The sequence below is a fragment of the Enterocloster bolteae genome (genome assembly GCF_002234575.2).
Lineage (GTDB): Bacteria > Bacillota > Clostridia > Lachnospirales > Lachnospiraceae > Enterocloster > Enterocloster bolteae.
The window spans coordinates 3,549,590-3,573,420 of sequence record NZ_CP022464.2 but is presented as its reverse complement, the minus strand read 5'-3'; the positions used below and the strand labels follow the sequence as shown (position 1 = coordinate 3,573,420).

Here is a 23,831-nt window from a genome sequence, read left to right as displayed (position 1 = left end):
CAGGGGAACAGGGGTGTATGGGGAAACAAGAGCAGCGGCTGCCGGCAAGGGCAGCAGCGGCCGGTGCTTTTGAATAAAACGTTGACGGACCTGCAAAGGCGGGAAACCGTGGGGCGTAATATAAGAGGAGGAACAAAAATATGAAATCAGATATTGAGATTGCGCAGGAGGCCGTGATGCAGCCCATTAAAGAAGTGGCTGCTGCTTACGGAATCGGGGAGGATGACCTGGAGCTTTACGGTAAATACAAAGCAAAGCTGACAGATGAACTCTGGGAGCAGGTAAAGGACCGTCCCAACGGAAAGCTGGTGCTGGTAACAGCCATCAATCCAACACCGGCAGGAGAAGGAAAGACCACCACCACGGTTGGTCTGGGCGAGGCATTTGGAAAGATGGGAAAGAAGGCCATCATAGCCCTCAGAGAGCCTTCCCTGGGCCCCTGCTTCGGCGTTAAGGGAGGAGCAGCCGGCGGCGGTTATGCCCAGGTTGTGCCCATGGAGGATTTAAACCTGCATTTTACAGGTGATTTCCATGCCATTACCTCCGCCAATAACCTGTTGGCAGCTCTCTTAGACAACCATATCCAGCAGGGCAATGCCCTGGGGATTGACCCAAGGCAGATCCAGTGGAAGCGATGCGTGGACATGAATGACCGCGTTCTGCGCAACATCGTGGTGGGCCTGGGAGCAAAGGGAGACGGCATGGTCAGGGAGGATCACTTTGTCATTACAGTGGCTTCTGAAATTATGGCGATCCTGTGCCTGGCAGACAACATGGAGGATTTAAAGAACCGTCTGGGCAAGATTATTGTGGCCTATAATTTTGCAGGAGAGCCTGTGACCGCAGAGCAGCTCCATGCAGTGGGCTCCATGGCAGCCCTCCTTAAGGAAGCGTTAAAGCCCAACCTGATCCAGACCCTGGAGCACACAGGCGCCCTGGTACACGGCGGCCCGTTTGCCAACATCGCCCACGGATGCAACAGCGTGAGAGCCACGAAGACAGCCCTGAAGCTGGCAGACGTGGTAGTGACAGAGGCCGGCTTCGGTGCTGACCTGGGAGCTGAGAAGTTCCTTGACATCAAGTGCCGCAAGGCAGGGCTTAAGCCGGACGCAGTGGTTCTGGTGGCTACGGTCAGGGCCCTTAAGTACAACGGCGGCGTGCCCAAGGACCAGCTGTCAGCTGAGAATCTGGAAGCCCTTGAAAAGGGCATTGTCAATCTGGAGAAGCACATTGAGAACCTCCAGAAGTTCGGCGTGCCTGTGGTGGTTACTCTCAATTCCTTCATATCCGATACCGAGGCAGAATATGCTTATATCAAGAAGTTCTGCGAAGACAGGGGATGCGAGTTCGCTCTGTCCGAGGTATGGGCAAAGGGCGGCGAGGGCGGCATTGCCCTGGCTGAAAAGGTAATGGAGACACTGGAGAACAAGCCAACCCAGTACCATGTACTCTATCCGGATGAGATGAGCCTTAAGGATAAGATTAACACCATTGCAAAAGAGATTTACGGAGCAGACGGCGCTTCCTTTGCACCGGCCGCTGCCAAGGCGTTAAAGCGCATTGAGGATATGGGCTTTGGAAACCTGCCGGTGTGTATGGCCAAGACCCAGTATTCCCTGTCGGATGACCAGACCAAGTTAGGGCGGCCCGCGGGCTTTACCATCAATGTAAGGGATGCCTATGTATCAGCAGGAGCAGGCTTCGTGGTGGCGCTTACAGGTTCCATCATGACCATGCCGGGACTTCCGAAGAAACCGGCAGCAGACAGCATTGATGTGGATGAGAACGGTAAGATTACCGGACTTTTCTAGGAAATGGGCCTGGCCCGGCGCATCCGAAAAAGGAGCGCCGGGCCAGGATATATTTTGGCATAATATAAGTTGCACGAAAAAGAAATGAGGTATTGATATGATACTTAGAACCTGGTTGAATGAGCTGGATTATGAACTTGTCAGAGGAAGCCTGGATGTGGAGGTCACAGAGGTGGTCTACGACTCCAGAAAGGCAGTGCCCGGTGCTGTGTTTGTGTGTATGGCGGGGACCCGGGTGGATTCCCACCGGTTTGTACCGGATGTGCTGCGCGCTGGCGTCCGCGTCCTTGTGACGGAGCGGGACATTGAGGAGGAATTGGCTGCCTCAGGACTTGCGGAGCATGAGATGGGCCGGGTGACAATACTTAAGACAGCAGAGGCCAGGAGAAGCCTGGCTCTTCTCTCGGCAGCCAGGTTCGGTTATCCTGCGTCCAAAATGATTACCATTGGCGTGACGGGAACAAAGGGAAAGACCACCACCACCCATATGATAAAAGCCATTCTTGAAGCGGCAGGAAAAAAGGTGGGGATGATAGGCACCACAGGCACGGTGATCAATGGACAGGTGACCCCTACTATGAACACCACGCCGGAATCCTATGAACTGCACCAGTCCTTTGCGAAAATGGCGGAGGCAGGCTGCCAGTATATGATTATGGAGGTGTCCTCCCAGGGAATCAAGATGCACCGGGTGGACGGCCTCGCCTTTGACTACGGCATTTTCACCAATATATCCCCGGACCACATCGGGCCGGATGAGCACGCTGATTTTGCGGAATATCTCTGCTGCAAATCACGTCTTTTGAGCATGTGCAGGATAGGGCTGGTAAACTTAAACGACGGGCATTTTAAAGAAATCGTAAAGGACGCGTCCTGCCGGCTTTATACGTACTGCGTAAAGGAGGACGGGGAGACGAAGGCAGACTTTGAAGCCTCAAACGTCCGGTATGTGTCCCGGCCGGATTTTGTGGGCACTGAGTTTGATGTCACAGGGAACCTGGACATGGATGTCCGTCTGGGAATTCCCGGCCTGTTCAACGTGGACAATGCCCTGGCAGCCCTGTGCGTATGCTCCTTCCTGGGACTTCCAAAAGATAGGATTGTCCATGCCCTGGAGCACATACGTGTCAATGGACGTATGGAAATCGTCTACACCTCATCCAGGTGTACGGTCCTGGTAGACTACGCCCACAATGCGGTAAGCATGGAGAGCCTTCTTACCACCCTGCGCCAGTATCATCCCAGGCGGCTGGTGGTGGTATTTGGATGCGGCGGCAACCGTTCCAAGGACAGACGCTACTCCATGGGCGAGATTGGAGGAAGGCTGGCCGATTTAAGCATCATCACGGCAGACAACTCCAGGTATGAAAAGGTGGAGGACATCATGGCGGACATCCGGGGAAGCATAGAAAAAACAGGAGGGGACTTTGTTGAAATTCCTGACAGAAGGGACGCAATCCGCAGCAGCATCCTTCATGCGCAGCCGGGGGATATGATAGCTGTCATCGGCAAAGGACATGAGGACTATCAGGAGATCAACGGCGTGCGCCATCATTTCCTGGACAGGGAAGTCATTGAAGAAACCATAAAAGAGTTGGGAGACGAGACACAGTATGACAGGAATAACGGTTAAGGAACTGCTTGAAGCCACAGGAGGAAACCTGCTGCATGGCCAGGAGGATCAGCATGTTAAACACATCAGCCTGGATTCCAGAACAATGGAGGGGGATGACCTGTTTGTGCCCATAGTGGGTGAGCGGGTGGACGCCCACCGCTTTCTCTGCCAGGCAATTGCCAGCGGGGCGGCCGTGGTATTTACCAGCGAACATCACTGCGGGGAGGATGTTAAAGCCTGTGTCCGGCAGCAGTGCGGGGAAAACAGGGAGCAGGAGAGGAAAGCACTTCAGGCAGCGTGGATTGAGGTGCGTGACACGAAGAAGGCCCTTCAGGACCTGGGGAGTTTTTGCAGGAAAAGCCTGAGTCTGCCCCTGGTGGGAATCACGGGAAGCGTGGGAAAGACCACTACCAGGGAAATGATAGCGGAGGCCCTGAGCGCCGGATTCAAGGTCTATAAGACACCAGGCAACAGCAACAGCCAGGTGGGGGTGCCCATTACCATTGCGGAGATCCCGCAGTCTGCTGAGATTGGCGTCATTGAGCTGGGGATGAGCGAACCCGGGGAGATGGAGCGTATTGCCAGGGTGGCCAGGGTGGACTGTGCCGTCATGACCAACATAGGAATAGCCCACATCGAACAGCTGGGATCACAGGAATGCATTCTGGAGGAAAAGCTCCATATCCAGGAGGGAATGCCGCCAGAGGGCATATTGTTCTTAAACGGCGACGACCCTCTTCTGGCCTCAGTGGTTCCTAAGGAGGGCAGGAAGAAGGTGCTGTACGGACTGGGCAGGGACTGTGACTACAGGGCAGAGGACCTGCACCTGGAAGAGGGGTATCCCGTGTTCACGGCGGTTCACGGTGACTGCAGGGTCCGGGTGCGCCTTAAGGTTATGGGAAGCCACATGGTGAGCAATGCCATGGCGGCCCTGGCAGTGGCGGATACATACGGGCTTTCCATGGAGAAGGCGGCCCTGGCCCTGGGACAGTTTAAGGGCTACAAGGGACGCCAGCAGATATTTGAATGGGGCGGCGTCACTGTCATTGACGACAGCTACAATGCCAGCCCGGTGTCCATGAAGGCCGGACTGGAGGTGCTGGACAGCGTGAAGGGAGAACGAAAGATTGCGGTCTTGGCCGACATGAAGGAGCTGGGCCCGGATACGGAAAGGTTCCATGCCGAAATAGGCGCCTACATAGGAGAACATCCACTGGACATGGTTCTTTTGCTTGGAGAGCTGGCAGCCTGCATCGGCAGCGGAATGGATGCAGCCCGCGCAGCGACGCCCCATATTGAAATAGACAGTCTGGCCCAGGCAGAAAAGTGGCTGGACGAAAACATCAGGGAGGGCGACTGCATTCTTTTTAAAGGCTCCAACAGCATGAAGCTGTCCGAGGCAGTAAAGCATCTGAAGGAAACCAGGTCATGATTCTATCTGAGTGCTTATATCTTTCCCTCATTTTGGGAAGAATGTACGATATGGACAGAAATGTCACAGAAAGTACATTCTGAATGAGATAAGGAGAAACATTGTGATGCAGCAGAAAGATGATAAAAAGATTCTCTGGCATACCCTGGCTTTTATGGCTTTTTCAACGGTCTGGGGATTTGGGAATGTGATAAACGGATTTTCGGAATACGGCGGATTAAAGGCCATTGTATCCTGGATTCTTATATTTGCCATTTATTTTGTGCCCTATGCCCTGATGGTGGGAGAGCTGGGATCCACCTTCAAGCATGCCGGGGGCGGGGTCAGCTCCTGGATTCATGAGACCATAGGGCCCAAGATGGCTTACTACGCAGGCTGGACCTACTGGGTGGTCCACATGCCCTATATATCCCAGAAGCCGAATTCCACTGTGATTGCAGCCAGCTGGGCCCTGTTCCAGGACAAGAGGGCCAGCGGCATGAACACCACGGTGATGCAGATTCTGTGCCTGGTCATTTTCCTGTTTGCCATGTATCTGTCCGGCAAGGGGATGGGGGTGCTAAAGAGGCTTGCCACATTGGCAGGTTCCGCCATGTTCATCATGTCCATGCTGTTCATTGTCATGATGGTGGCTGCTCCGGCCCTGACAGACGGTGCCTTCTTGGCCATTGACTGGTCCCCTTCGTCCTTTATACCGGATTTTAACGCCAATTTTTTTCTGAGCCTTTCCATCCTGGTTTTTGCGGTGGGAGGATGTGAGAAGATTTCCCCCTATGTAAATAAGATGAAGGATCCTTCCAGGGATTTTGCAAAGGGCATGGTAGCCCTGGCAGCCATGGTGGCCGTGACCGCCATCCTGGGCACCATTGCCCTGGGCATGATGTTTGACTCCAATCATATTCCCCAGGACCTGATGACCAACGGAGCCTACTACGCGTTCCAGAAGCTGGGTGAATATTACCATGCGGGGAATTTCTTTGTGGTGGTATACGCGCTGACCAATCTGATTGGACAGTTTTCCGTTATGGTCCTGTCCGTGGACGCGCCCCTCAGAATGCTTTTGGACAGTGCGGATTCCCGCTTTATCCCCGGCAAGATGTTTGAGAAAAATGAACACGGCACCTATGTGAACGGACACAGGCTGGTGACGCTCATTGTCTGTGTGCTGATTGTGGTCCCTGCCTTTGGCATCAGGAACGTGGACGCTCTGGTGCGCTGGCTGGTCAAGGTAAACTCGGTGTGCATGCCCCTGCGATATCTGTGGGTCTTTGTGGCATACATTGCCTTAAAAAGGGCCGGGGATGCGTTCTGCGGCGAGTACAGGTTTGTGAAGGGGAAAACAGCAGGCATCCTGGTGGGCGGCTGGTGCTTTCTATTCACGGCCTTTGCATGCCTGACAGGTATTTACTCAGAGGATCCCTTCCAGCTGGCTCTGAATATCGTGACTCCCTTTGTGCTGGTAGGACTTGGGTTCATTATGCCATGGATGGCAGCAAAGGAGAAAAAAAGTTAAGCTTCCCGCATTGCCGTGGCGATGTCTTTATGGTACAGTAGAGGAGAAATAAGAGACAAAGGAGATATCATATGAATATAGACAGAGAAGACTGCTTAAGCACAGCCAAAGAACTCATCGGTTTTCTTGAAAAAAGCCCCACCTGCTTCCACGCGGTACAGTCCATTGCGGATTGTCTTGAGGAGGCGGGCTTCACACAGCTTCATGAGGGAGAAAAGTGGGAACTCACAGAGGGCGGCTCCTACTATGTGACCAGGAACGGTTCATCCATTGTGTCCTTTAAGGTGCCGGGAAAGGCATTTTCCGGTTTCCAGATCATGGCCAGCCACAGTGATTCCCCCTCCTTTAAAATCAAGGAAAATCCGGAGATGGAGGCAGAGAACCACTATGTGAAGCTGAACGTGGAGAAATACGGCGGTATGCTGTGCGCTCCCTGGTTTGACCGTCCCCTTTCCGTGGCAGGCCGTCTGGCAGTGAAGGAGGGAAACCGCATTGCCACAAAGCTGGTAAAGGTGGACCGCGATCTGCTTATGATACCAAACCTGGCCATTCATTTTAACCGTGAGGTCAATGAGGGCTATCAGTATAATGCCCAGGTAGACATGCTGCCCTTATACGGCGGTGCGGACGCAAAGGGAACCTTTATGGAGACTGTGGCTGAGAGCGCAGGGGTCAAAAAGGAGGATATCCTGGGACACGATCTCTATCTCTACAACCGTGTGCCCGGAAGTATCTGGGGGGCCGGCGGGGAGTTCTTATCCTGCGGCCATTTAGACGACCTGCAGTGCGCATTTTCCACCTTGAAGGGATTCTTGGAGGGCGGTCATCCGGAGTGTGTAAGTGTTCACGCGGTATTTGACAATGAGGAGATAGGCAGCCTGACCAAGCAGGGAGCTGACTCCACCTTCCTGGAGGATGTGCTGAGGCGGATTAACAGCGCCATGGGAAGAAGCGAGGAAGAGTATTTGATGGCCATTGCCTCCAGCTTCATGGTCTCCGCTGACAATGCCCACGCAGCCCACCCCAACCATGGAGACAAATCAGATCCCGTAAACCGTCCCTATATGAATGAGGGAATCGTCATCAAATACAGCACAAAGTACGCCACAGACGGACTTTCAGCTGCCGTGTTCAGGGCACTGTGCCAGGAAGAGGGAGTACCCTGCCAGGCATTTACCAACCGTTCCGACAAGGCAGGAGGCTCCACTCTGGGAAATATTTCCAACAGTCATGTGGCTGTGAACACAGTAGACATCGGACTGCCTCAGCTGTCCATGCATTCCCCCTACGAGACAGTGGGAATCAAGGATACCTGTTATCTGATTCGGGCCGCAAGGAGGTTCTACAGCACCTCTATGAAGGCCATGGGTTCCGGGAGCTACGAAGTGCGGTAATGAATGCAGAAAAACAATAAAGGGCAGGCCCTGGCCTGTCCCACGGATACCCAGCCACAGACCTGAGAGGAAAAAGCGCCTCCGGGTATTATGGCTGGGTATTTGCTGGAACTATGAGAGAAAGAGGAACGTAAGATATGTTTTCCAGAAAACAAATGATAAAACTTCTGGCCCCCCTTATTGTGGAACAAATCATGGCAGTGCTGGTGGGAATGGTGGACGTGGTGATGGTGGCCGCAGTGGGGGAATCCGCGGTCTCCGGCGTTTCCCTGGTGGATTCCATCAGCGTCTTAATCATACAAATCATGGGAGCCCTGGCTACCGGAGGCGCCGTTATTTCGGCCCAGTACCTGGGCAAGGAGCAGCCCAGGGATGCCAGAAAGGCAGCCGGGCAGCTGGTCCTGGTGACCTTGCTTCTCTCAGTCATCATTGCCGGGACAGCTCTTGCAGGGGGACGCCACCTGCTGGGAGGTATATTTGGAAAAGTGGAACAGGACGTAATGGACAACGCCCAGACCTATTTCTGGATCACAGCCCTGTCATATCCCTTTATCGGACTCTACAATGCCTGCGCAGCCCTGTTCCGTTCCATGGGCAACTCAAAGGTATCCATGATGACTTCCTTTGTCATGAATATGATTAACATTATAGGAAATGCAATCTGCGTGTTCGGCCTTAAGATGGGTGTGGCCGGAGTGGCCTGGCCCACCCTCATAAGCCGTGTGACAGCAGCCTTTATGATGTTTGTCCTTATACAGAACCGGAACAATACCATTCGTCTCAACAGCTGGAAGTTCCTGATTCCGGATCGCCATATGATAAAGAATATCCTGTCCATCGGAATTCCCAACGGGCTGGAAAACGGCATGTTCCAGTTTGGCAAGATATTCCTTCAGAGTCTTGTCTCCTCCCTTGGCACAGTATCCATAGCCAGCTTTGCCGTGGCCAGTAACCTGGTGACCGTGCTCTATCTTCCGGGAAATGCCATCGGTTTAGGACTGGTGACCATAGTGGGCCAATGCGTTGGCGCAGGCCGTCTGAAGGAAGCCAAGAGCGACACCAAATCCCTTATTATGGTGGTCTATGGAATCCTGGCCGTATTCAGCACAGCCATGGTCATCTGGTCCGGTCCGCTGGTGGGAATCTATCATCTGTCTCCCCAGGCAGCCCTTATGGCCCGTGAGCTGATCCTGATCCACAGCATAGCCATGGTTATATGGCCCCTGGCCTTCACCATCCCCCATGCCCTGAGGGCCTCCTTGGACGCCAAATTCACCATGGCAGTGTCCGTATTCTCCATGTGGGTATTCCGTATCGGGTTTGCATACCTCTTTGTATACATATTCGACCTGGGACTTTCCGGGGTATGGTACGGCATGTTCATTGACTGGATATTCAGGGCATTGATGTTTTCGGGAAGGTTTAAGGGGTTTGAGAGGAGAGCGGGGGTTGTGGAGTGAGAGGATTGGGAGTGGGAGGCTGCGGGAGGCGGTGGAATCGCGTCCGTGGAAGCAAGGGGGAAGGAACCTGGGGATACGGCTTCCTTCCCCCTTGCTCCCACCCACTACGTATAATAGGTCTCCCGGTACTTCACTGCACAATCAGAGAAATGGGTGTACCTTCCTCTGGGTATTTCCTGATGCTGTTTAAAATAGAAAATGATTGTTTTGCTGGTGGGTGCGGTTAATTCCATTGCGGATGGATGAACCGCACTTTTTAGTGAGGAAGGGGGAGTGTAAATTATAAAATATTAAATAAATTATAAAATATTGAATAGGGCTTGACAGTTGTTGATTGTTATGTAACAATGGTTGTATAACATTTGTTACATAACGTTTTGGCACAAATTTTGTGACATATCGGATGTTGTGCAACTGATGGGATGCATGTGATGGTACATGTGTAAAGCTGCTGATATAATATGACAATGAGCGAGGTAAGCCGATGCCGCCTAAAGCGAAGATTACGAAAGAGATGATTCTGAATACGGTTCTGGAGATTACAAGAGAGGCAGGATTTGAGTCTGTTAATGCCAGAAGTATTTCAGGCAGATTACAATGTTCCACGCGGCCTATTTTTACATGTTATGAGAACATGGAGGAATTAAGAAAGGAATTTCTTGACTTTGCATATGAGTTTTACAGTCAGTATGTGGAGAGTTACAGCAGTACGGAACACATAAATCCATGTCTGGTTCTGCCGCTTTCGTACATTGAGTTTGCGAGAGAGGAGACGAATTTGTTCAGGCTGTTGTTTATAAACCATATGGATTTGAGTATGGCGGAGCCAAAGGATTTTTATATGGAGGCAGGCAACGGGGAGAGGGAAAGGGTATTTTCTGATACAATTGGAATCGAGCCGGAGCGGGCAAAGGCAATCTTTATAGATTTATTTCTTTATTCCCACGGCATAGCGGTTTTAGCAGCGGCGCAAAAAATAACACTGGACAGAAGCCATATAGAAAAAATGGTTGCAAACATGCTGACAGCTCTCATAAGACAGGAAAAACCGGACTGGACCTTATCCGTTAGCGGTATAACCGAATCAATATAACATAGGGGTGCGATATGAAGACAAATCCATACATCATTGATTATTATAATAACTATGACGAGGACAGCCGGCTGAGCCCAAGGCATGGGACCGTGGAATTTCTTACAACCATGCGCTACATAGAAAAATACATAAAACCCGGCAGCCGTGTTCTTGAAATCGGAGCAGGAACCGGCCGGTATTCCCATGCGCTGGCGCGTCTGGGATATACGGTTGACGCAGTAGAACTGGTCCCCCATAACATAGAAGTATTTTGCAGTCATATGCTGCCGGCAGAACATATAACAATTACCCAGGGCAATGCGCTGGACTTATCAGCCTTTTCGGACAACCAATACGACATCACACTGCTGTTAGGGCCCTTATACCATCTATACACAAAAAAAGACAAGCGCCAGGCGCTGGGCGAGGCCATCCGCGTCACAAAACAGGGCGGCATCATCTTTGCAGCATACGTCATATCCGACGGCTGTCTTCTGGACGAAGGATTCAACCGCGGCAATATCAATGCAGCCGAATACATAAAAAACGGCCTGCTGGACCCCGAAACATTCGCTGCCAAATCCGAGCCCAAAGATCTGTTTGAACTTGTGCGTAAAGAAGACATCGACGATTTGATGTCCATATTCCCGACAACACGCCTGCATTACGCAGCATCAGACGGCTGTGCGCTGCTCATCCGGGAAGCAATCGACAAAATGGATGATGAAACATTCCAATTATACTTAAAATACCACTATGCCACCTGCGAACGCAAAGACCTGACAGGCATCACCAGCCATGCAATTGACATATTCCAAAAACAAACCACTCACCCCAAAACAAGCCCTAAAACAAGCCAGTCCCAATAAGGAATACTCCCAGCGAGCAGTATCTTTCACTCCCTTGGCGGGGAAGAACCAGCAAACGTCAAAAGAGCAGTGGGTGAGAGGGAGGCGGACGGGGGCGGGAGTGAATTTGGAGCGGTTCGCAGGGACTTAGGCGGCGGGGCGGGCCAGAGGGGAGGTTGCGCAGGGCGCTCAACGCCCGGAGCAAAGTGAACACGGAGCAGAACTCATCAAGAGTTCTGCGCAGTTTTCACGATCCTCCCCTCTGGCCCGCCCCGGCGTCTTAGTCCCTGCCGCCGCGAAAACCATCACTCCCGCCCCCGTCCGTCTCCCTCTCACGGACGCGATCCCCCCATCCCGTTTGCGTCCTCTCCCTCCCATTTGCATTTTATTCAATTCTCATGTATAATAACCAAGTACAAAATAACAAGACAGACAGGTGACGTAAGTGGCGCATAGATATGCCAGTATTATCATAGATATTTCCCATGAAAATGTGGACAGGACATTCCAGTACAGGATACCGGAGGAGCTTCAGGGAAAGATTCAGGTGGGGCAGCAGGTCCGCATACCCTTTGGGCAGGGAAACAGACAGCGCAGGGGCTATGTGGTGGATCTGACGGACCAGGCCCAGATAGATGTCCATAAACTAAAAGATGTGGCTGGGATTGTGCAGGGAAGCGTGGCTGCGGAGTCCCAGCTTATTTGGCTGGCCTGGTGGATGAAGGAGCGGTATGGCTCCACCATGAATCAGGCGTTAAAAACAGTCCTGCCTGTAAAACAAAAGGTCAGGGAGGCTCCCAAGCGGAGAATCCGTACCCTGGTGGACAGGGGTGTGCTTGAAGAACTGGCGGAGGAAGCCGGGAGAAAGAAGCATAAGGCAAAGCTGCGGCTTTTAGAGGCGCTGCTTCTGACAAGCGCTATTCCGTATGAGGAGGCTATGAACCGGCTGAACCTTACGCCGTCAGCCATCAAGCCTCTTTTGGAGGCCGGCGTCATTGCCGTAGAGGTGGTGGAAAGGTACCGGAATCCCCTGGAGGAAATGAAGCTGCTTATGGGCAGCCGGGAGAGGAACCAGGCTGTTTCGGATGATCGGGAATCAGGACTGTGGGGCGCGCCCCCTGAACTGAATCCGTTCCAACGGGAGATCGCGGATGCTGTCATAGGGGAATACGACCGGGGAATCCGGCGTACCTATTTGCTTCACGGGGTGACGGGAAGCGGTAAGACGGAAGTTTACATGGAGCTCATTGCCCATGTGCTGTCGGCGGGACGTCAGGTGATTGTGCTGATTCCGGAGATTTCACTTACCTGGCAGACCGTGATGCGGTTTTACAGCCGTTTTGGCAACCGGGTATCGGTTATGAATTCCCGGATGTCTGCCGGGGAACGGTACGACCAGTATGAACGGGCCAGGACAGGCGATATTGACATTGTCATTGGTCCGCGTTCCGCCCTTTTTGCCCCCTTTGAAAACCTGGGGCTTATCATCATTGACGAGGAGCATGAAAATGCTTATAAAAGCGAACTGTCCCCGCGTTATGATGCCAGGGAGGCGGCCGCAAAGCGGGCCCAGATGAACGAAGCCTCACTTGTGCTGGGGTCAGCCACCCCATCCCTGGAATCCTACACAAGGGCTATAAGGGGAGAGTATGGGCTTTTTACCCTGAAGGAGAGGGCAAAGGAGGATGCCTGCCTTCCCCTGGTTGAGATCGTGGATTTGCGGGAAGAATTAAAGGAGGGGAACCGCTCTATTTTCAGCAGGCGCCTTAAGGCTCTGATAGAGGAACGGCTGGAGAAAAGAGAGCAGGTCATGCTGTTTATCAACCGCAGGGGCTATGCCAATTTTGTGTCCTGCCGTTCCTGCGGCGAGGCCGTCAGATGCCCTCACTGCGACGTGACCTTGACACTGCACCGGGATGGGCGCATGATGTGCCATTACTGCGGCTACTCCATTCCCCAGCCCAAGAAATGTCCTGTCTGCGGCTCCCCGTATATTGCGCCTTTTGGCACCGGGACCCAGAAAATTGAGGCAATGGCGGCAGAGCTTTTCCCCAAGGCCAGGATTCTCAGGATGGATTTGGATACCACCTCAAAAAAGGGAGGCCATCAGGAGATTCTTTCTTCCTTTGCCAGGGGAGAGGCGGATATACTCATAGGCACCCAGATGATTGTCAAGGGCCATGATTTTTCAAAGGTGACCCTGGTGGGGGCCCTGGCAGCGGATTTATCCCTTTATGCCTCGGACTACAGGTGCGGGGAGCAGACCTTTGCCCTTCTGACCCAGGCAGCCGGACGGGCGGGAAGAGGGCAGCTGGCCGGAAATGTGGTGATACAGACCTATCAGCCGGATCATTACAGCATACGCACCGCGGCCACTCAGGATTATGAGAGCTTTTACAGCCAGGAGATGGCTTACAGAAGGCTGCTGGGTTATCCTCCGGCAGTGGCCCTGCTCACCGTGCAGATGGCGTGTCCTGCAGAAGGGACCCTGGCTCAGACAGCGGATCTGGCGGCAGGGTGGGTGCAGCAGTGGGCGGACCGCATGGAGCGGGAAAAAGTACAGGGATACAAGTCTTTCCGGCTCATAGGACCGGTCAATGCAGCGGTATACAAAGTTAATGATATTTATAGAAAAATTTTATATATTAAGCATGAAAATTATGATATACTGATACAGATTAGGAAAATGACGGAAGAGGGCCTGAAGGGGTTAGAAGGCCGTGATGGACTGACTGTGCAGTACGATTTAACATGATGAAGGAGATTGAAAAGAGATGGCAGTTCGGCAGATAAGAATTATGGGAGACGAAATTTTGACAAAAAAGTGTAAGCCCGTGAAGGCGATGAATGACCGCACCATGGAGCTGATAGAAGATATGTTTGAGACCATGTACCAGGCCAACGGATGCGGTCTGGCCGCCCCGCAGGTGGGGGTGCTGAAGCAGATTGTAACCATTGATGTGGACGACGGGAACCAGTATGTCCTGATTAACCCTGAAATCACAGCCACCGACGGCAGCCAGACAGGCTACGAGGGATGCTTAAGCCTGCCAGGCAAGTCGGGCATCGTTACCCGCCCAAACTACGTGAAGGTGAAGGCGCTTAATGAAAATATGGAGCCCTATGAGCTGGAAGGCGAGGGGCTGCTGGCAAGAGCCATCTGCCATGAATGCGCCCATCTGGAAGGACAGATGTATGTGGAGCTGGTGGAAGGCGAACTGGTGGATACGGCTGCGGACGAGGAAGAAATCGTAGAATAGGAGTGTAGTTTATGCGCATTGTATTTATGGGAACACCGGATTTCTCCGTGCCTGCCCTTAAGGCCCTGGTGGAAGCCGGTCATCAGGTAATTGCAGTGGTCACCCAGCCTGATAAGCCAAAGGGCAGGGGAAAGGAAGTCCAGATGACACCTGTGAAAATACAGGCCATGGAATACGGCATTCCGGTGTACCAGCCGGCGAAGGTGCGGGAAGCCTCCTTTGTGGAGGTCCTAAAGGGACTGGAAGCGGATGCGTATGTGGTCATAGCCTTTGGCCAGATTCTTCCAAAGGCAGTGCTGGAGCTTCCGAAGTACGGCTGCATCAACATCCACGCGTCCCTGCTTCCTAAGTACAGGGGCGCCGCACCCATCCAGTGGTGTGTCATAGACGGCGAAAGGGAGACTGGCATTACCACCATGATGATGGATGTGGGCCTGGATACAGGTGACATGCTGGAAAAGGCGGTAATCCCCATAGAGGAAAAGGAGACCGGCGGCAGCCTCCATGACAAGCTTTCCATGGCTGGCGGAGATTTGATTTTATCCACCCTTAAGAAGCTGGAGGAAGGCACTCTGGTCCGCACGCCCCAGACAGATGAGGGCACCTGCTATGCAAAGATGCTGACAAAGTCCCTTGGGGACATTGACTGGAATCAGGGCGCCGTGTCCATCGAACGCCTGATTCGCGGCTTAAATCCGTGGCCCAGTGCATATACCATGTGGAATGGGAAGACAATAAAGATATGGGCGGCAGATGTGATTGCAGGCCGGGAGGCGGCAGAATTTCTGTCCGAATCAGGTGTTCCCGCAGAAACGGGGACTGCTCCCGGCACGGTAGTGTGTTCGGATAAGCGGGGACTGGTGGTCTGCACCGGCGGCGGCCTGCTGTCCATCAGGGAGCTTCAGATGGAAGGAAAAAAACGCATGGATACCCCAGCATTTCTCCGCGGATATCCCATCCCGGCGGGGGACATGTTTGTAAAGAAAGAGAGTGATTGATGATGTTTTACCCTATGTTTTATTTTGACCCAACCTATGTACTGATATTGATCGGCGTAGTCATATCCATGGCAGCCTCTGCCAAGCTTAACTCCACGTATCAGCGCTACAGCGCTGTCAGGAGCATGTGCGGCATGACAGGCGCGGATGCAGCTAAAAGGCTTCTCGCCAATCAGGGAATCTATGACGTGACCGTGCGCCGGGTACCGGGCAACCTGACAGACCATTACGACCCCAGAAGCAAGACCGTAAACCTGTCCGACGCAGTGTATAATTCCACATCCATTGCAGCCATCGGAGTGGCGGCACATGAGTGCGGCCATGCCATGCAGGATGCCAATGATTACTCGCCCTTAAGGATACGCGCGGCCCTGGTGCCGGCGGCTAATCTGGGATCCCAGCTTTGCTGGCCCCTGATTATCATTGGACTTTTACTGGGAGGAAGCTCTGTCCTGTTGAATCTGGGCATCCTTTTGTTTTGCCTGGCAGTGCTGTTCCAGCTGGTGACCCTGCCTGTGGAGTACGATGCTTCCCACAGGGCGGTGACCCTTTTGGATTCCACCGGCATCCTGGCCGGACAGGAAGTGGGACAGACCAGAAAGGTCCTGAACGCAGCGGCCCTTACTTATGTGGCGGCAGCGGCTGCTTCCATCCTTCAGCTTCTCCGCTTGCTGATATTATTCGGCAACCGCAGGAATGATTAAGGCGCCGGGTACGGCAGATTTTATGGGGACTCATAAACAGACAGGCCCTGAGAGGAGAAAATTCAGATGGCAAAGACCTTAGACAGAGGACTGGAAAACCGGGAAATTGTCCTGGATATATTGACGGAGGTACTGGAACAGGGCGCTTTTGTCCACCTTGTACTGAACCAGGCCCTGCAGAAGTACCAGTACCTGGGCAAGGCGGACCGTTCTTTTATCACACGCGCTGTGGAAGGAACACTGGAATACCTGATACAGATTGACGAGGTCATAAACCGGTATTCCAAGACAAAGATAAACAAGATGAAGCCGTTCATCCGCAGTCTTCTGCGGATGAGCGTATATCAGATATTATATATGGACCGCGTGCCTGATTCCGCTGTCTGCAATGAGGCGGTGAAGATGGCGGTGAAGCGTCATTTCTCCGGGCTTAAGGGTTTTGTGAACGGCGTGCTGCGGACCATTTCCAGGGAAAAGGAGAATCTGACCTTTGACACTCCCTCCCTGCGGTACAGTATTCCTGAGTGGATGTACGCCATGTGGGAAAAGGAATTTGGGAAAGAAAAGGCGGAGAAGATTGCCGCCTCTTTTCTTGAAGATAAGCCTACCTGGGTCAGGTGCAACCTGCACCGGGCAGACCGGGAGAGCATTCTGGCCTCCCTTAAGGCACAGGGGACATCGGTCAGGGAGCTGCCTTTTATGGAGTCCATGATAGCCATTGACGGGTACGATTATCTGGAGGGACTGGATGCCTTTAGGAAGGGCTGGATACAGGTACAGGATGTGACCTCTGCCTTTGTGGGGGAGATTGCGTCCCCTGAAAAAGACAGTTATATCATAGATGTGTGCGCTGCCCCCGGAGGTAAGAGTCTCCATCTGGCGGATAAGCTGGAGGGCACCGGCATGGTGGAGGCCAGGGATCTTACATACCAGAAGACAGCCCTGATTGAGGAAAATATGGCCCGCTGCGGCGTGACCAACATGAAGACCCTGGTGTGGGACGCGCTGGAGACAGATTTGTCAGCCATGGCAAAGGCAGACATTGTCATAGCGGACCTGCCCTGTTCCGGTCTGGGAATCATAGGGAGGAAGCCGGATATCAAGTACAACATGACGCCTGAGAAGCTTGAGGAGCTGGCAGGGCTTCAGCGGGAGATTCTGTCTGTTGTCTGGCAGTACGTAAAGCCGGGCGGTCTCCTCTGCTACAGCACCTGCACCATTGACAGGCTGGAAAACCAGGACAATGCGGCCTGGTTAAGGGATCGGTTCCCGCTTGTGCCGGTGGATTTGACGGACCGGTTCGGCGGACTGCCCCAGGAGCCCTCGTTAAAGGACGGATGGATTCAGTTCCTGCCGGGGGTGCATCCCTATGACGGGTTTTTCATCAGCGTATTCAGACGTGCGGAGGATGAAACCGGCCCGGAGGGGATTTAGAGCGTGTTTTGGAAGGAGTTTTTATGCTGGATTTATTGGACTGCAACGGAAAGAAAGATATAAAATCCATGACACTGGAAGAAGTGACAGCACAGATGGCTGCCCTGGGAGAGAAATCTTTCAGGGCAAAACAGCTTTATGACTGGATGCATGTGAAGCTGGCAGAAGGATTTGACGATATGAGCAGCCTGTCCATACCGCTGAGGCAGAAGCTTAAGGAAAATTACAGCCTTACCTGTCTGAAGATGGTGGATGAGCGTGTTTCCCAGGTGGATGGCACCAGGAAGTATCTGTTTGGCCTGGAGGACGGTCATGTGATTGAGAGCGTGTGGATGCAGTACCATCACGGCAATTCCGTGTGTATTTCATCCCAGGTGGGCTGCCGCATGGGCTGCCGTTTCTGTGCGTCCACTCTGGACGGTCTGGAACGGAACCTGCGTCCCTCCGAGATGCTGGAACAGATATACAGGATTCAGTCCATCACAGGGGAACGTGTTTCCAATGTAGTGGTCATGGGATCAGGGGAGCCTATGGATAACTATGACAATGTCATCCGTTTTTTGCGGCTGGTTTCCCATGAAAAGGGGCTGAATATAAGCCAGAGGAGTCTCACCATCTCCACCTGCGGAATTGTTCCGGGCATCCGTAAATTCGCGGAGGAGGGCCTGGCCGTAACCCTGGCGCTTTCCCTTCACGCGCCCAACGACGAAGTGAGAAAAACCCTTATGCCTGTGGCCAACAGCTATAAACTGCAGGATGTGCTGGAGGCCTGCCATTACTATTATGAAAAGACAGGTCGCCGCCTCACCTTTGAGTACAGCCTGGTCCGGGGCGTCAACGACAATCTGGATGAGGCCAGGGCGCTGGCGAAGCTTATCAAGGACCAGCACGGCCATGTGAACCTGATTCCGGTCAACCCCATCAAGGAGCGGGATTACGTCCAGTCAGGCCAGAAGGCCATACAGGATTTCAAAAATCTTCTTGAAAAAAACGGTATAAATGTTACTATTAGAAGAGAAATGGGCCGGGATATAGGCGGAGCCTGCGGCCAGCTGCGCAGAAGTTATAAGGAAGCTTCGGCAGTACCCCAATGCACGGAAGGAGAGGGATGACCATGGAAGCATATGCTTTGACAGACATTGGCCGGGTCAGAACCATGAACCAGGATTATATTTATTCCTCACCGGAAAAGGTGGGCTCCCTGCCCAACCTGTTTCTGGTGGCAGACGGCATGGGCGGCCACAGGGCCGGCGATTATGCCTCGCGGTTCGCGGTTGAGAATCTGGTGATATACATAAACAGGGCAGGGGATGGCTCTCCTGTCATGCAGCTGAAAAAGGGCATCGAGGCAGTGAATGGGATGCTGTATGAAGAATCACTAAAAAGGGAAGAACTGAAAGGGATGGGATGCACCCTGGTGGCCGGTGTGGTGGAGGACAATATCCTCTATGTGGCCAATGTGGGGGACAGCCGTCTCTATCTCATCCATGGTGATTCCATCCGTCAGGTCACCAGAGACCACTCCTATGTGGAGGAAATGGTGGCCATCGGACAGATGAGAAGAGGCAGCGAGGATTATAACAGGCGAAAGAACATCATCACCAGAGCTCTGGGAATCGGCAGGGAAGTGGAGCCTGATTTCTTTGAGGTGGATCTGGAGGGCGGGGATTATATTCTGCTCTGTTCCGATGGTCTCAGCAACATGCTGGAGGACCAGTCCATGTATGAAATCATCACAGGAGAGGGAAGCCTTAAGGAAAAGGCAGCCCTTCTTATAGAGGAAGCCAACCGTCAGGGAGGCATTGATAACATTGCGGTGGTACTTGTAAGTCCGTCAGGAAGGGAGGCAGGCGTATGTTAGCTCCCGGAACATATCTCCAGAACCGGTATGAGATTCTGGAACGGATTGGCTCAGGCGGCATGTCAGTGGTGTATAAGGCACGGTGCCATACCCTGGACCGTCTGGTGGCCATCAAGGTATTAAAAGAGGAATTTGCCTTTGACGAGAATTTTGTAAGCAAGTTTAAGATGGAGGCCCAGTCGGCGGCGCGCCTGTCCCATCCCAATATTGTAAGTGTTTATGATGTAGTGGATGAGGATGTGTACCATTATATTGTGATGGAGCTGATTGAGGGCATCACCCTTAAGAATTATATAGAGAACAAGGGCTATCTGGAGAGCAAGGAAGCCATTGGAATCGCGCTTCAGGTGGGGCAGGGCATTGCGGCGGCCCATGAACAGCACATCATACACCGCGACATCAAGCCCCAGAACATGATTATATCCAGGGACGGCAAGGTGAAGGTGGCTGACTTTGGCATTGCCAGGGCCGTGTCCTCCCAGACCATGAACGCTACGGCCGTGGGTTCAGTCCACTATATTTCGCCGGAACAGGCCAGGGGAGGCTACTGCGACGAGCGCAGCGACATCTATTCCTTTGGTATTACCATGTATGAGATGGTAACCGGACGTGTGCCCTTTGAGGGGGATAACACGGTTACAGTGGCCCTGGCCCATCTGGAGGAACCGGTGACACCGCCCAGCCAGTACGTGCCGGACATGTCCCGCGCCATGGAGCAGATCATATTAAAATGTACCCAGAAACGTCCGGACCGCCGCTATGCCTGCGTGACGGATGTGATTGAGGACCTGCGGGCTGCCCTGATGGACCCGGACGCAGACATCTATGCCCGCAAGGACGGGGAAGAGGATGAGTTTGGCAAGACCAGGCCCATCACAAGGGATGAGCTCAACAGCATCCAGGAAGGCAGGAAGAGCTATCCCGAGGAAGCCCTGGAGGAACCGGAGGAGGAACAGCCCGGGCATCAGGACAGGAACCGGGCCAGGGAACCGCGCAAAAAAGAAGGCCGCATCCATACCAGGAAAAAGAATGAAGGGGATGATGTAAGTACCCAGTTTGAGCGCATCATAACGGCCTTTGGCATCGTGGCAGCCATCATTATCGTGGCGGTGGTGCTGTTTGTATTTTCGCGGCTCACCGGGATTTTCAGACAGGGCAGCAATAAGCCTACCACAGAGACCGTTTCCATGACCACCGAAGATTCCACCACCGTGGTGGATATCAATACGGAGGACCAGATAAATATGCCCAGCGTCCTGGGACTGCCCCAGGATATGGCCAGGGAAAAACTGAAGGAGAGCAGCCTTGTGATGGAAATCACAGGCAGCGAGTATTCGGATAACTATACGGAAGGCCAGGTCATGGGTCAGGATATCCTGGCAGGGACTGTGGTGAAGAAGTGGAGCACTGTGGGAGTGACCATCAGCAAGGGCAGCGACAAGGTAGACCTAAATGCCCTGGACCTGACTCAGATGACGGGTGAGGATGCCAGGCTACTGCTGGAGCAGAAAGGACTGGTTGTAGAAGTCAGAGAGGAGAACAGCGATACCGCCATAAAGGGCAATGTGATTCGTTTCAGCCCCCAGGTGGTGAAGGTAGGCGAGAGCGTCAGCCTCTATGTGAGCAAGGGATCACAGAACGTGGAGGGACGTGTTCCCAACCTTCAGGGACAGACTCCCACATCCGCGGATGCCCTTCTGGCGGGAGCAGGACTCTTGACAGGCAATGTAACCGTGGAAGCCAGTGATACGGTGGAGGAAGGCCTGATTATCAGCCAGTCGGAGCTGCCGGGTACCATACTTCCCCCAGGCACTGCGGTGGATTATGTGGTCAGCGGAGAGCCTGCACAGACCCAGGCGGCAGATGAACGCTATTACATCGGATCCATTGACGAGGCGTGCTCCTTAAGCAACTATATAGGACCGGCTTCCCAGACCAGCAGCGTGCGCGTGCTGATTCGCCTGAACCAGACCAATGATGAGGGAGCTTCCGTTTACACAACCCTTATGAGTCCAAGACTGGTTGTGGGCGCCCAGACCGTACCTGTGGTATTCCCCAGAATCAAGGGGGCGTACGGCGTGGACAGCGGCATGGTGGAAGTGGTGGATGCAGACAATTTAACAGTAATCAAGTCCTATCCGGTGGCATTTTTTCCGGTGGGATAAGAGGCGTATATGACAGGTAAGATAATCAAAGGAATTGCAGGCTTTTATTATATCAATGACGGAAGGAACCATGTGTACCAGTGTAAGGCAAAGGGCGTGTTCCGCAACCGTAAAATCAAACCCCTTGTGGGGGATAATGTGGAGTTTTCTGTATTGGACGAGGAGGAAAAGGAAGGCAATATTGACGTCATCCTTCCCCGATCCAACGTCCTCATCCGTCCGGCGGTGGCCAATGTGGACCAGGCCCTGGTGGTGTTCGCCATCACCCATCCGGAACCCAATCTGAATCTCCTGGACCGCTTTCTGGTGATGATGGGGATTCAGGGAGTACCGGTCACCATCTGTTTTAACAAGGTGGATCTGGGAGAGGCCGGGCTTGTGGATAAGTACCGCGTCATTTACGAGAGGGCAGGGTATGAAGTCCACTTTGTCAGCACCTACGAGGATACGGGGCTGGAGGAAATGAAAAAATTTCTCAGAGGAAAAACCTCGGTCCTGGCGGGACCTTCAGGTGTCGGAAAATCCTCACTGACTAACTGCATCCAGCCCCAGGCTGCCATGGAGACAGGGGATATCAGCCGCAAGATTGAGAGGGGACGCCATACCACCCGCCATTCTGAATTGTTTTATGTGGAAGAGAATACCTACATGATGGATACGCCGGGATTCAGCTCCATGTTTATCGACTGTCTGGAGCCGGGAGAACTGAAGGATTATTTTCCGGAGTTCGGGCCTTATGAGGAAGAATGCAAATTTCTGGGGTGCGTCCATGTGGGAGAGCGTGTCTGCGGTGTGAAGGAAGCCCTGAAACGGGGAGAACTGAGCCGCAGCCGCTATGACAATTACATCCTCATGTATGAGGACCTGAAAAATAAAAGGAGGTACTAGAGATGTATTACAAATTAGCGCCGTCTATTCTTGCGGCTGATTTTACCCGTCTGGGAGAACAGGTGAAGGAGGTGTACGGGGCGGGTGCTGAGTATCTCCATTTGGATGTGATGGACGGGGCCTTTGTGCCCAGCATCTCCTTCGGTATGCCGGTCATCAAGAGCTTGCGCCCATGTACCAGGGCTGTTTTTGACGTGCATATGATGGTGGAGGAGCCGGGACGCTACGTGGAGGATATGAAGAACTGCGGGGCGGATATCATAACAGTCCAGGCCGAGGCCTGCACGCATCTGGACCGTGTGGTGAACCAGATTAAGGAAGCCGGGCTGAAAGCCGGCGTGGCCTTAAATCCCGCCACACCGGTGCGTTCCCTGGAGTGTATCCTGGGGCAGCTGGATATGGTGCTTATCATGACCGTGAATCCTGGTTTCGGAGGACAGAAGTTTATCCCTTATACCCTTGACAAGGTACGCGAACTGAAGAATATGCTGAATGAGCAGGGACTGAAAACGGACATCCAGGTGGACGGCGGCGTAAACGCGGGAAATGTCCGGGAGATCATAGAGGCGGGGGCCAATATATTTGTGGCCGGCTCTGCTGTCTTTGGCCGGGACCCTTCTGCCAGAACCAGAGAATTCATGGATATTTTAAAGGAATATGAGAAATGAAGCGTTGTTTGATTATAACCGGCGGAAAACTGGACCTGTCCTTCGCCGGTTCTTTTTTGGGACAGGAAACCTTTGATAAAATCATTGCGGTGGACGCAGGGCTGGAGGCCGTGAAGACCCTGGGACTGGAACCGGATATGATAGTAGGTGATTTTGACACGGTGAAGCCGGAGGTGCTGGCATATTACAGGAGGATGGAACACATTGTATGGGACACCCACCAGCCGGAAAAGGATGAGACAGACACGGAGCTGGCCCTCTTAAAGGCCCAGGCCACCGGGTGCACCGAGGTGGTGGTGCTGGGGGCCACCGGAGGACGCATGGACCATATGCTGGGCAATATCCATCTGCTTTTTCCCTGCCTGCAAAAGGGAATGGAGGCATATATCCTGGACAGCCAGAACCGTATCTATCTCATTGACAAGGAACGGACGTTTAATAGGCGTGAGATCTGGGGAAAATATATCTCCTTCCTCCCTCTTACTGAGGAGGTCAGGGGCATTACCCTCACCGGTTTTAAATATCCTCTCCATGAAAAGGACATCGAGATAGGGACAAGTCTCTGCATCAGCAATGAACTTGTGGGGGAGGAAGGCGCCATTACCTTTACGGACGGGGTGCTGATTGTGGTGGAATCCCACGATTGACAACCCGGACAAAAGGATTTTTCTTCCACAGAACTGGACTGGCCAAAACTTCTCAAAC

19 protein-coding genes are annotated in these 23,831 nt (G+C 53.0%); all 19 read left to right on the top strand.

Going from position 1 to position 23,831, the window contains the following annotated elements:
• Window positions 1-140: 140 nt before the first annotated feature.
• The 19 genes from CGC65_RS16820 (at window position 141) to CGC65_RS16730 (ending at window position 23,773) form a co-directional block, all read left to right on the top strand.
• Window positions 141-1,811 carry a formate--tetrahydrofolate ligase gene (locus CGC65_RS16820; protein WP_002564543.1) on the top strand — a complete coding sequence of 557 codons (1,671 nt, stop codon included), beginning with the start codon at window positions 141-143 and terminating at the stop codon, window positions 1,809-1,811.
• Window positions 1,812-1,908: 97 nt separating this feature from the next.
• On the top strand, window positions 1,909-3,444 hold the full coding sequence (locus tag CGC65_RS16815) for a UDP-N-acetylmuramoyl-L-alanyl-D-glutamate--2,6-diaminopimelate ligase (protein ID WP_002564542.1): 1,536 nt from the start codon (window positions 1,909-1,911) through the stop codon (window positions 3,442-3,444).
• Window positions 3,425-4,858: a UDP-N-acetylmuramoyl-tripeptide--D-alanyl-D-alanine ligase gene (locus CGC65_RS16810; RefSeq protein WP_002564541.1), complete on the top strand. Its 1,434-nt coding sequence runs from the start codon at window positions 3,425-3,427 to the stop codon at window positions 4,856-4,858. The genes CGC65_RS16815 and CGC65_RS16810 overlap by 20 nt, the downstream gene beginning before the upstream one ends.
• 106 nt (window positions 4,859-4,964) lie before the next feature.
• The gene (locus CGC65_RS16805) at window positions 4,965-6,371 is read left to right on the top strand and encodes an APC family permease (RefSeq protein WP_002564540.1); all 1,407 of its coding nucleotides are present in this window, start codon (window positions 4,965-4,967) and stop codon (window positions 6,369-6,371) included.
• Window positions 6,372-6,442: 71 nt separating this feature from the next.
• Entirely contained in the window at window positions 6,443-7,765 is a 1,323-nt protein-coding gene (locus tag CGC65_RS16800; RefSeq protein ID WP_002564539.1) for a M18 family aminopeptidase, read from the top strand.
• A 137-nt stretch (window positions 7,766-7,902) separates the two neighbouring features.
• Window positions 7,903-9,225, top strand: coding sequence for an MATE family efflux transporter (locus tag CGC65_RS16795; protein WP_002564538.1), 1,323 nt, complete (start codon window positions 7,903-7,905; stop codon window positions 9,223-9,225).
• Between the two features lie 484 nt (window positions 9,226-9,709).
• Entirely contained in the window at window positions 9,710-10,318 is a 609-nt protein-coding gene (locus tag CGC65_RS16790) for a TetR/AcrR family transcriptional regulator (protein WP_002564537.1), read from the top strand.
• Between the two features lie 14 nt (window positions 10,319-10,332).
• A complete protein-coding gene (locus CGC65_RS16785; protein WP_002564536.1) occupies window positions 10,333-11,169 on the top strand; it encodes a class I SAM-dependent methyltransferase in 837 nt (278 codons plus the stop codon).
• A 424-nt stretch (window positions 11,170-11,593) separates the two neighbouring features.
• Window positions 11,594-13,903: a replication restart helicase PriA gene (gene priA / locus CGC65_RS16780; protein WP_002564535.1), complete on the top strand. Its 2,310-nt coding sequence runs from the start codon at window positions 11,594-11,596 to the stop codon at window positions 13,901-13,903.
• Between the two features lie 19 nt (window positions 13,904-13,922).
• Entirely contained in the window at window positions 13,923-14,408 is a 486-nt protein-coding gene (def, locus tag CGC65_RS16775) for a peptide deformylase (protein ID WP_002564534.1), read from the top strand.
• A gap of 11 nt (window positions 14,409-14,419) precedes the next feature.
• Window positions 14,420-15,406, top strand: coding sequence for a methionyl-tRNA formyltransferase (gene fmt, locus CGC65_RS16770; RefSeq protein ID WP_002564533.1), 987 nt, complete (start codon window positions 14,420-14,422; stop codon window positions 15,404-15,406).
• Window positions 15,406-16,110 carry a zinc metallopeptidase gene (locus CGC65_RS16765; RefSeq protein WP_002564532.1) on the top strand — a complete coding sequence of 235 codons (705 nt, stop codon included), beginning with the start codon at window positions 15,406-15,408 and terminating at the stop codon, window positions 16,108-16,110. The genes fmt and CGC65_RS16765 overlap by 1 nt, the downstream gene beginning before the upstream one ends.
• Before the next feature lie 66 nt (window positions 16,111-16,176).
• A complete protein-coding gene (rsmB, locus tag CGC65_RS16760) occupies window positions 16,177-17,544 on the top strand; it encodes a 16S rRNA (cytosine(967)-C(5))-methyltransferase RsmB (protein WP_002564531.1) in 1,368 nt (455 codons plus the stop codon).
• Between the two features lie 23 nt (window positions 17,545-17,567).
• Window positions 17,568-18,656 carry a dual-specificity RNA methyltransferase RlmN gene (rlmN, locus tag CGC65_RS16755; RefSeq protein ID WP_002564530.1) on the top strand — a complete coding sequence of 363 codons (1,089 nt, stop codon included), beginning with the start codon at window positions 17,568-17,570 and terminating at the stop codon, window positions 18,654-18,656.
• A 2-nt stretch (window positions 18,657-18,658) separates the two neighbouring features.
• Window positions 18,659-19,405 (top strand): Stp1/IreP family PP2C-type Ser/Thr phosphatase, encoded by a 747-nt coding sequence (locus CGC65_RS16750; RefSeq protein ID WP_002564529.1) that lies wholly within the window; start codon window positions 18,659-18,661, stop codon window positions 19,403-19,405.
• The gene (pknB, locus tag CGC65_RS16745) at window positions 19,399-21,570 is read left to right on the top strand and encodes a Stk1 family PASTA domain-containing Ser/Thr kinase (RefSeq protein WP_002564528.1); all 2,172 of its coding nucleotides are present in this window, start codon (window positions 19,399-19,401) and stop codon (window positions 21,568-21,570) included. The genes CGC65_RS16750 and pknB overlap by 7 nt, the downstream gene beginning before the upstream one ends.
• A 9-nt stretch (window positions 21,571-21,579) precedes the next feature.
• On the top strand, window positions 21,580-22,458 hold the full coding sequence (rsgA, locus tag CGC65_RS16740; protein ID WP_002564527.1) for a ribosome small subunit-dependent GTPase A: 879 nt from the start codon (window positions 21,580-21,582) through the stop codon (window positions 22,456-22,458).
• 2 nt (window positions 22,459-22,460) lie between these two features.
• Window positions 22,461-23,126, top strand: coding sequence for a ribulose-phosphate 3-epimerase (rpe, locus tag CGC65_RS16735; protein WP_002564526.1), 666 nt, complete (start codon window positions 22,461-22,463; stop codon window positions 23,124-23,126).
• Window positions 23,123-23,773 carry a thiamine diphosphokinase gene (locus CGC65_RS16730; protein ID WP_002564525.1) on the top strand — a complete coding sequence of 217 codons (651 nt, stop codon included), beginning with the start codon at window positions 23,123-23,125 and terminating at the stop codon, window positions 23,771-23,773. Before rpe ends, CGC65_RS16730 begins: the two co-directional genes overlap by 4 nt.
• The last annotated feature ends 58 nt before the right edge of the window (window positions 23,774-23,831 follow it).

Excerpts from the sequence above, each read along its gene's own strand:
- CGC65_RS16820 (WP_002564543.1), top strand. The coding sequence starts at position 141 with ATGAAATCAGATATTGAGATTGCGCAGGAGGCCGTGATGCAGCCCATT.
- CGC65_RS16815 (WP_002564542.1), top strand. The coding sequence starts at position 1,909 with ATGATACTTAGAACCTGGTTGAATGAGCTGGATTATGAACTTGTCAGA.
- CGC65_RS16810 (WP_002564541.1), top strand. The coding sequence starts at position 3,425 with ATGACAGGAATAACGGTTAAGGAACTGCTTGAAGCCACAGGAGGAAAC.
- CGC65_RS16805 (WP_002564540.1), top strand. The coding sequence starts at position 4,965 with ATGCAGCAGAAAGATGATAAAAAGATTCTCTGGCATACCCTGGCTTTT.
- CGC65_RS16800 (WP_002564539.1), top strand. The coding sequence starts at position 6,443 with ATGAATATAGACAGAGAAGACTGCTTAAGCACAGCCAAAGAACTCATC.
- CGC65_RS16795 (WP_002564538.1), top strand. The coding sequence starts at position 7,903 with ATGTTTTCCAGAAAACAAATGATAAAACTTCTGGCCCCCCTTATTGTG.
- CGC65_RS16790 (WP_002564537.1), top strand. The coding sequence starts at position 9,710 with ATGCCGCCTAAAGCGAAGATTACGAAAGAGATGATTCTGAATACGGTT.
- CGC65_RS16785 (WP_002564536.1), top strand. The coding sequence starts at position 10,333 with ATGAAGACAAATCCATACATCATTGATTATTATAATAACTATGACGAG.
- def (WP_002564534.1), top strand. The coding sequence starts at position 13,923 with ATGGCAGTTCGGCAGATAAGAATTATGGGAGACGAAATTTTGACAAAA.
- fmt (WP_002564533.1), top strand. The coding sequence starts at position 14,420 with ATGCGCATTGTATTTATGGGAACACCGGATTTCTCCGTGCCTGCCCTT.
- CGC65_RS16765 (WP_002564532.1), top strand. The coding sequence starts at position 15,406 with ATGATGTTTTACCCTATGTTTTATTTTGACCCAACCTATGTACTGATA.
- rsmB (WP_002564531.1), top strand. The coding sequence starts at position 16,177 with ATGGCAAAGACCTTAGACAGAGGACTGGAAAACCGGGAAATTGTCCTG.
- rlmN (WP_002564530.1), top strand. The coding sequence starts at position 17,568 with ATGCTGGATTTATTGGACTGCAACGGAAAGAAAGATATAAAATCCATG.
- CGC65_RS16750 (WP_002564529.1), top strand. The coding sequence starts at position 18,659 with ATGGAAGCATATGCTTTGACAGACATTGGCCGGGTCAGAACCATGAAC.
- pknB (WP_002564528.1), top strand. The coding sequence starts at position 19,399 with ATGTTAGCTCCCGGAACATATCTCCAGAACCGGTATGAGATTCTGGAA.
- rsgA (WP_002564527.1), top strand. The coding sequence starts at position 21,580 with ATGACAGGTAAGATAATCAAAGGAATTGCAGGCTTTTATTATATCAAT.
- rpe (WP_002564526.1), top strand. The coding sequence starts at position 22,461 with ATGTATTACAAATTAGCGCCGTCTATTCTTGCGGCTGATTTTACCCGT.
- CGC65_RS16730 (WP_002564525.1), top strand. The coding sequence starts at position 23,123 with ATGAAGCGTTGTTTGATTATAACCGGCGGAAAACTGGACCTGTCCTTC.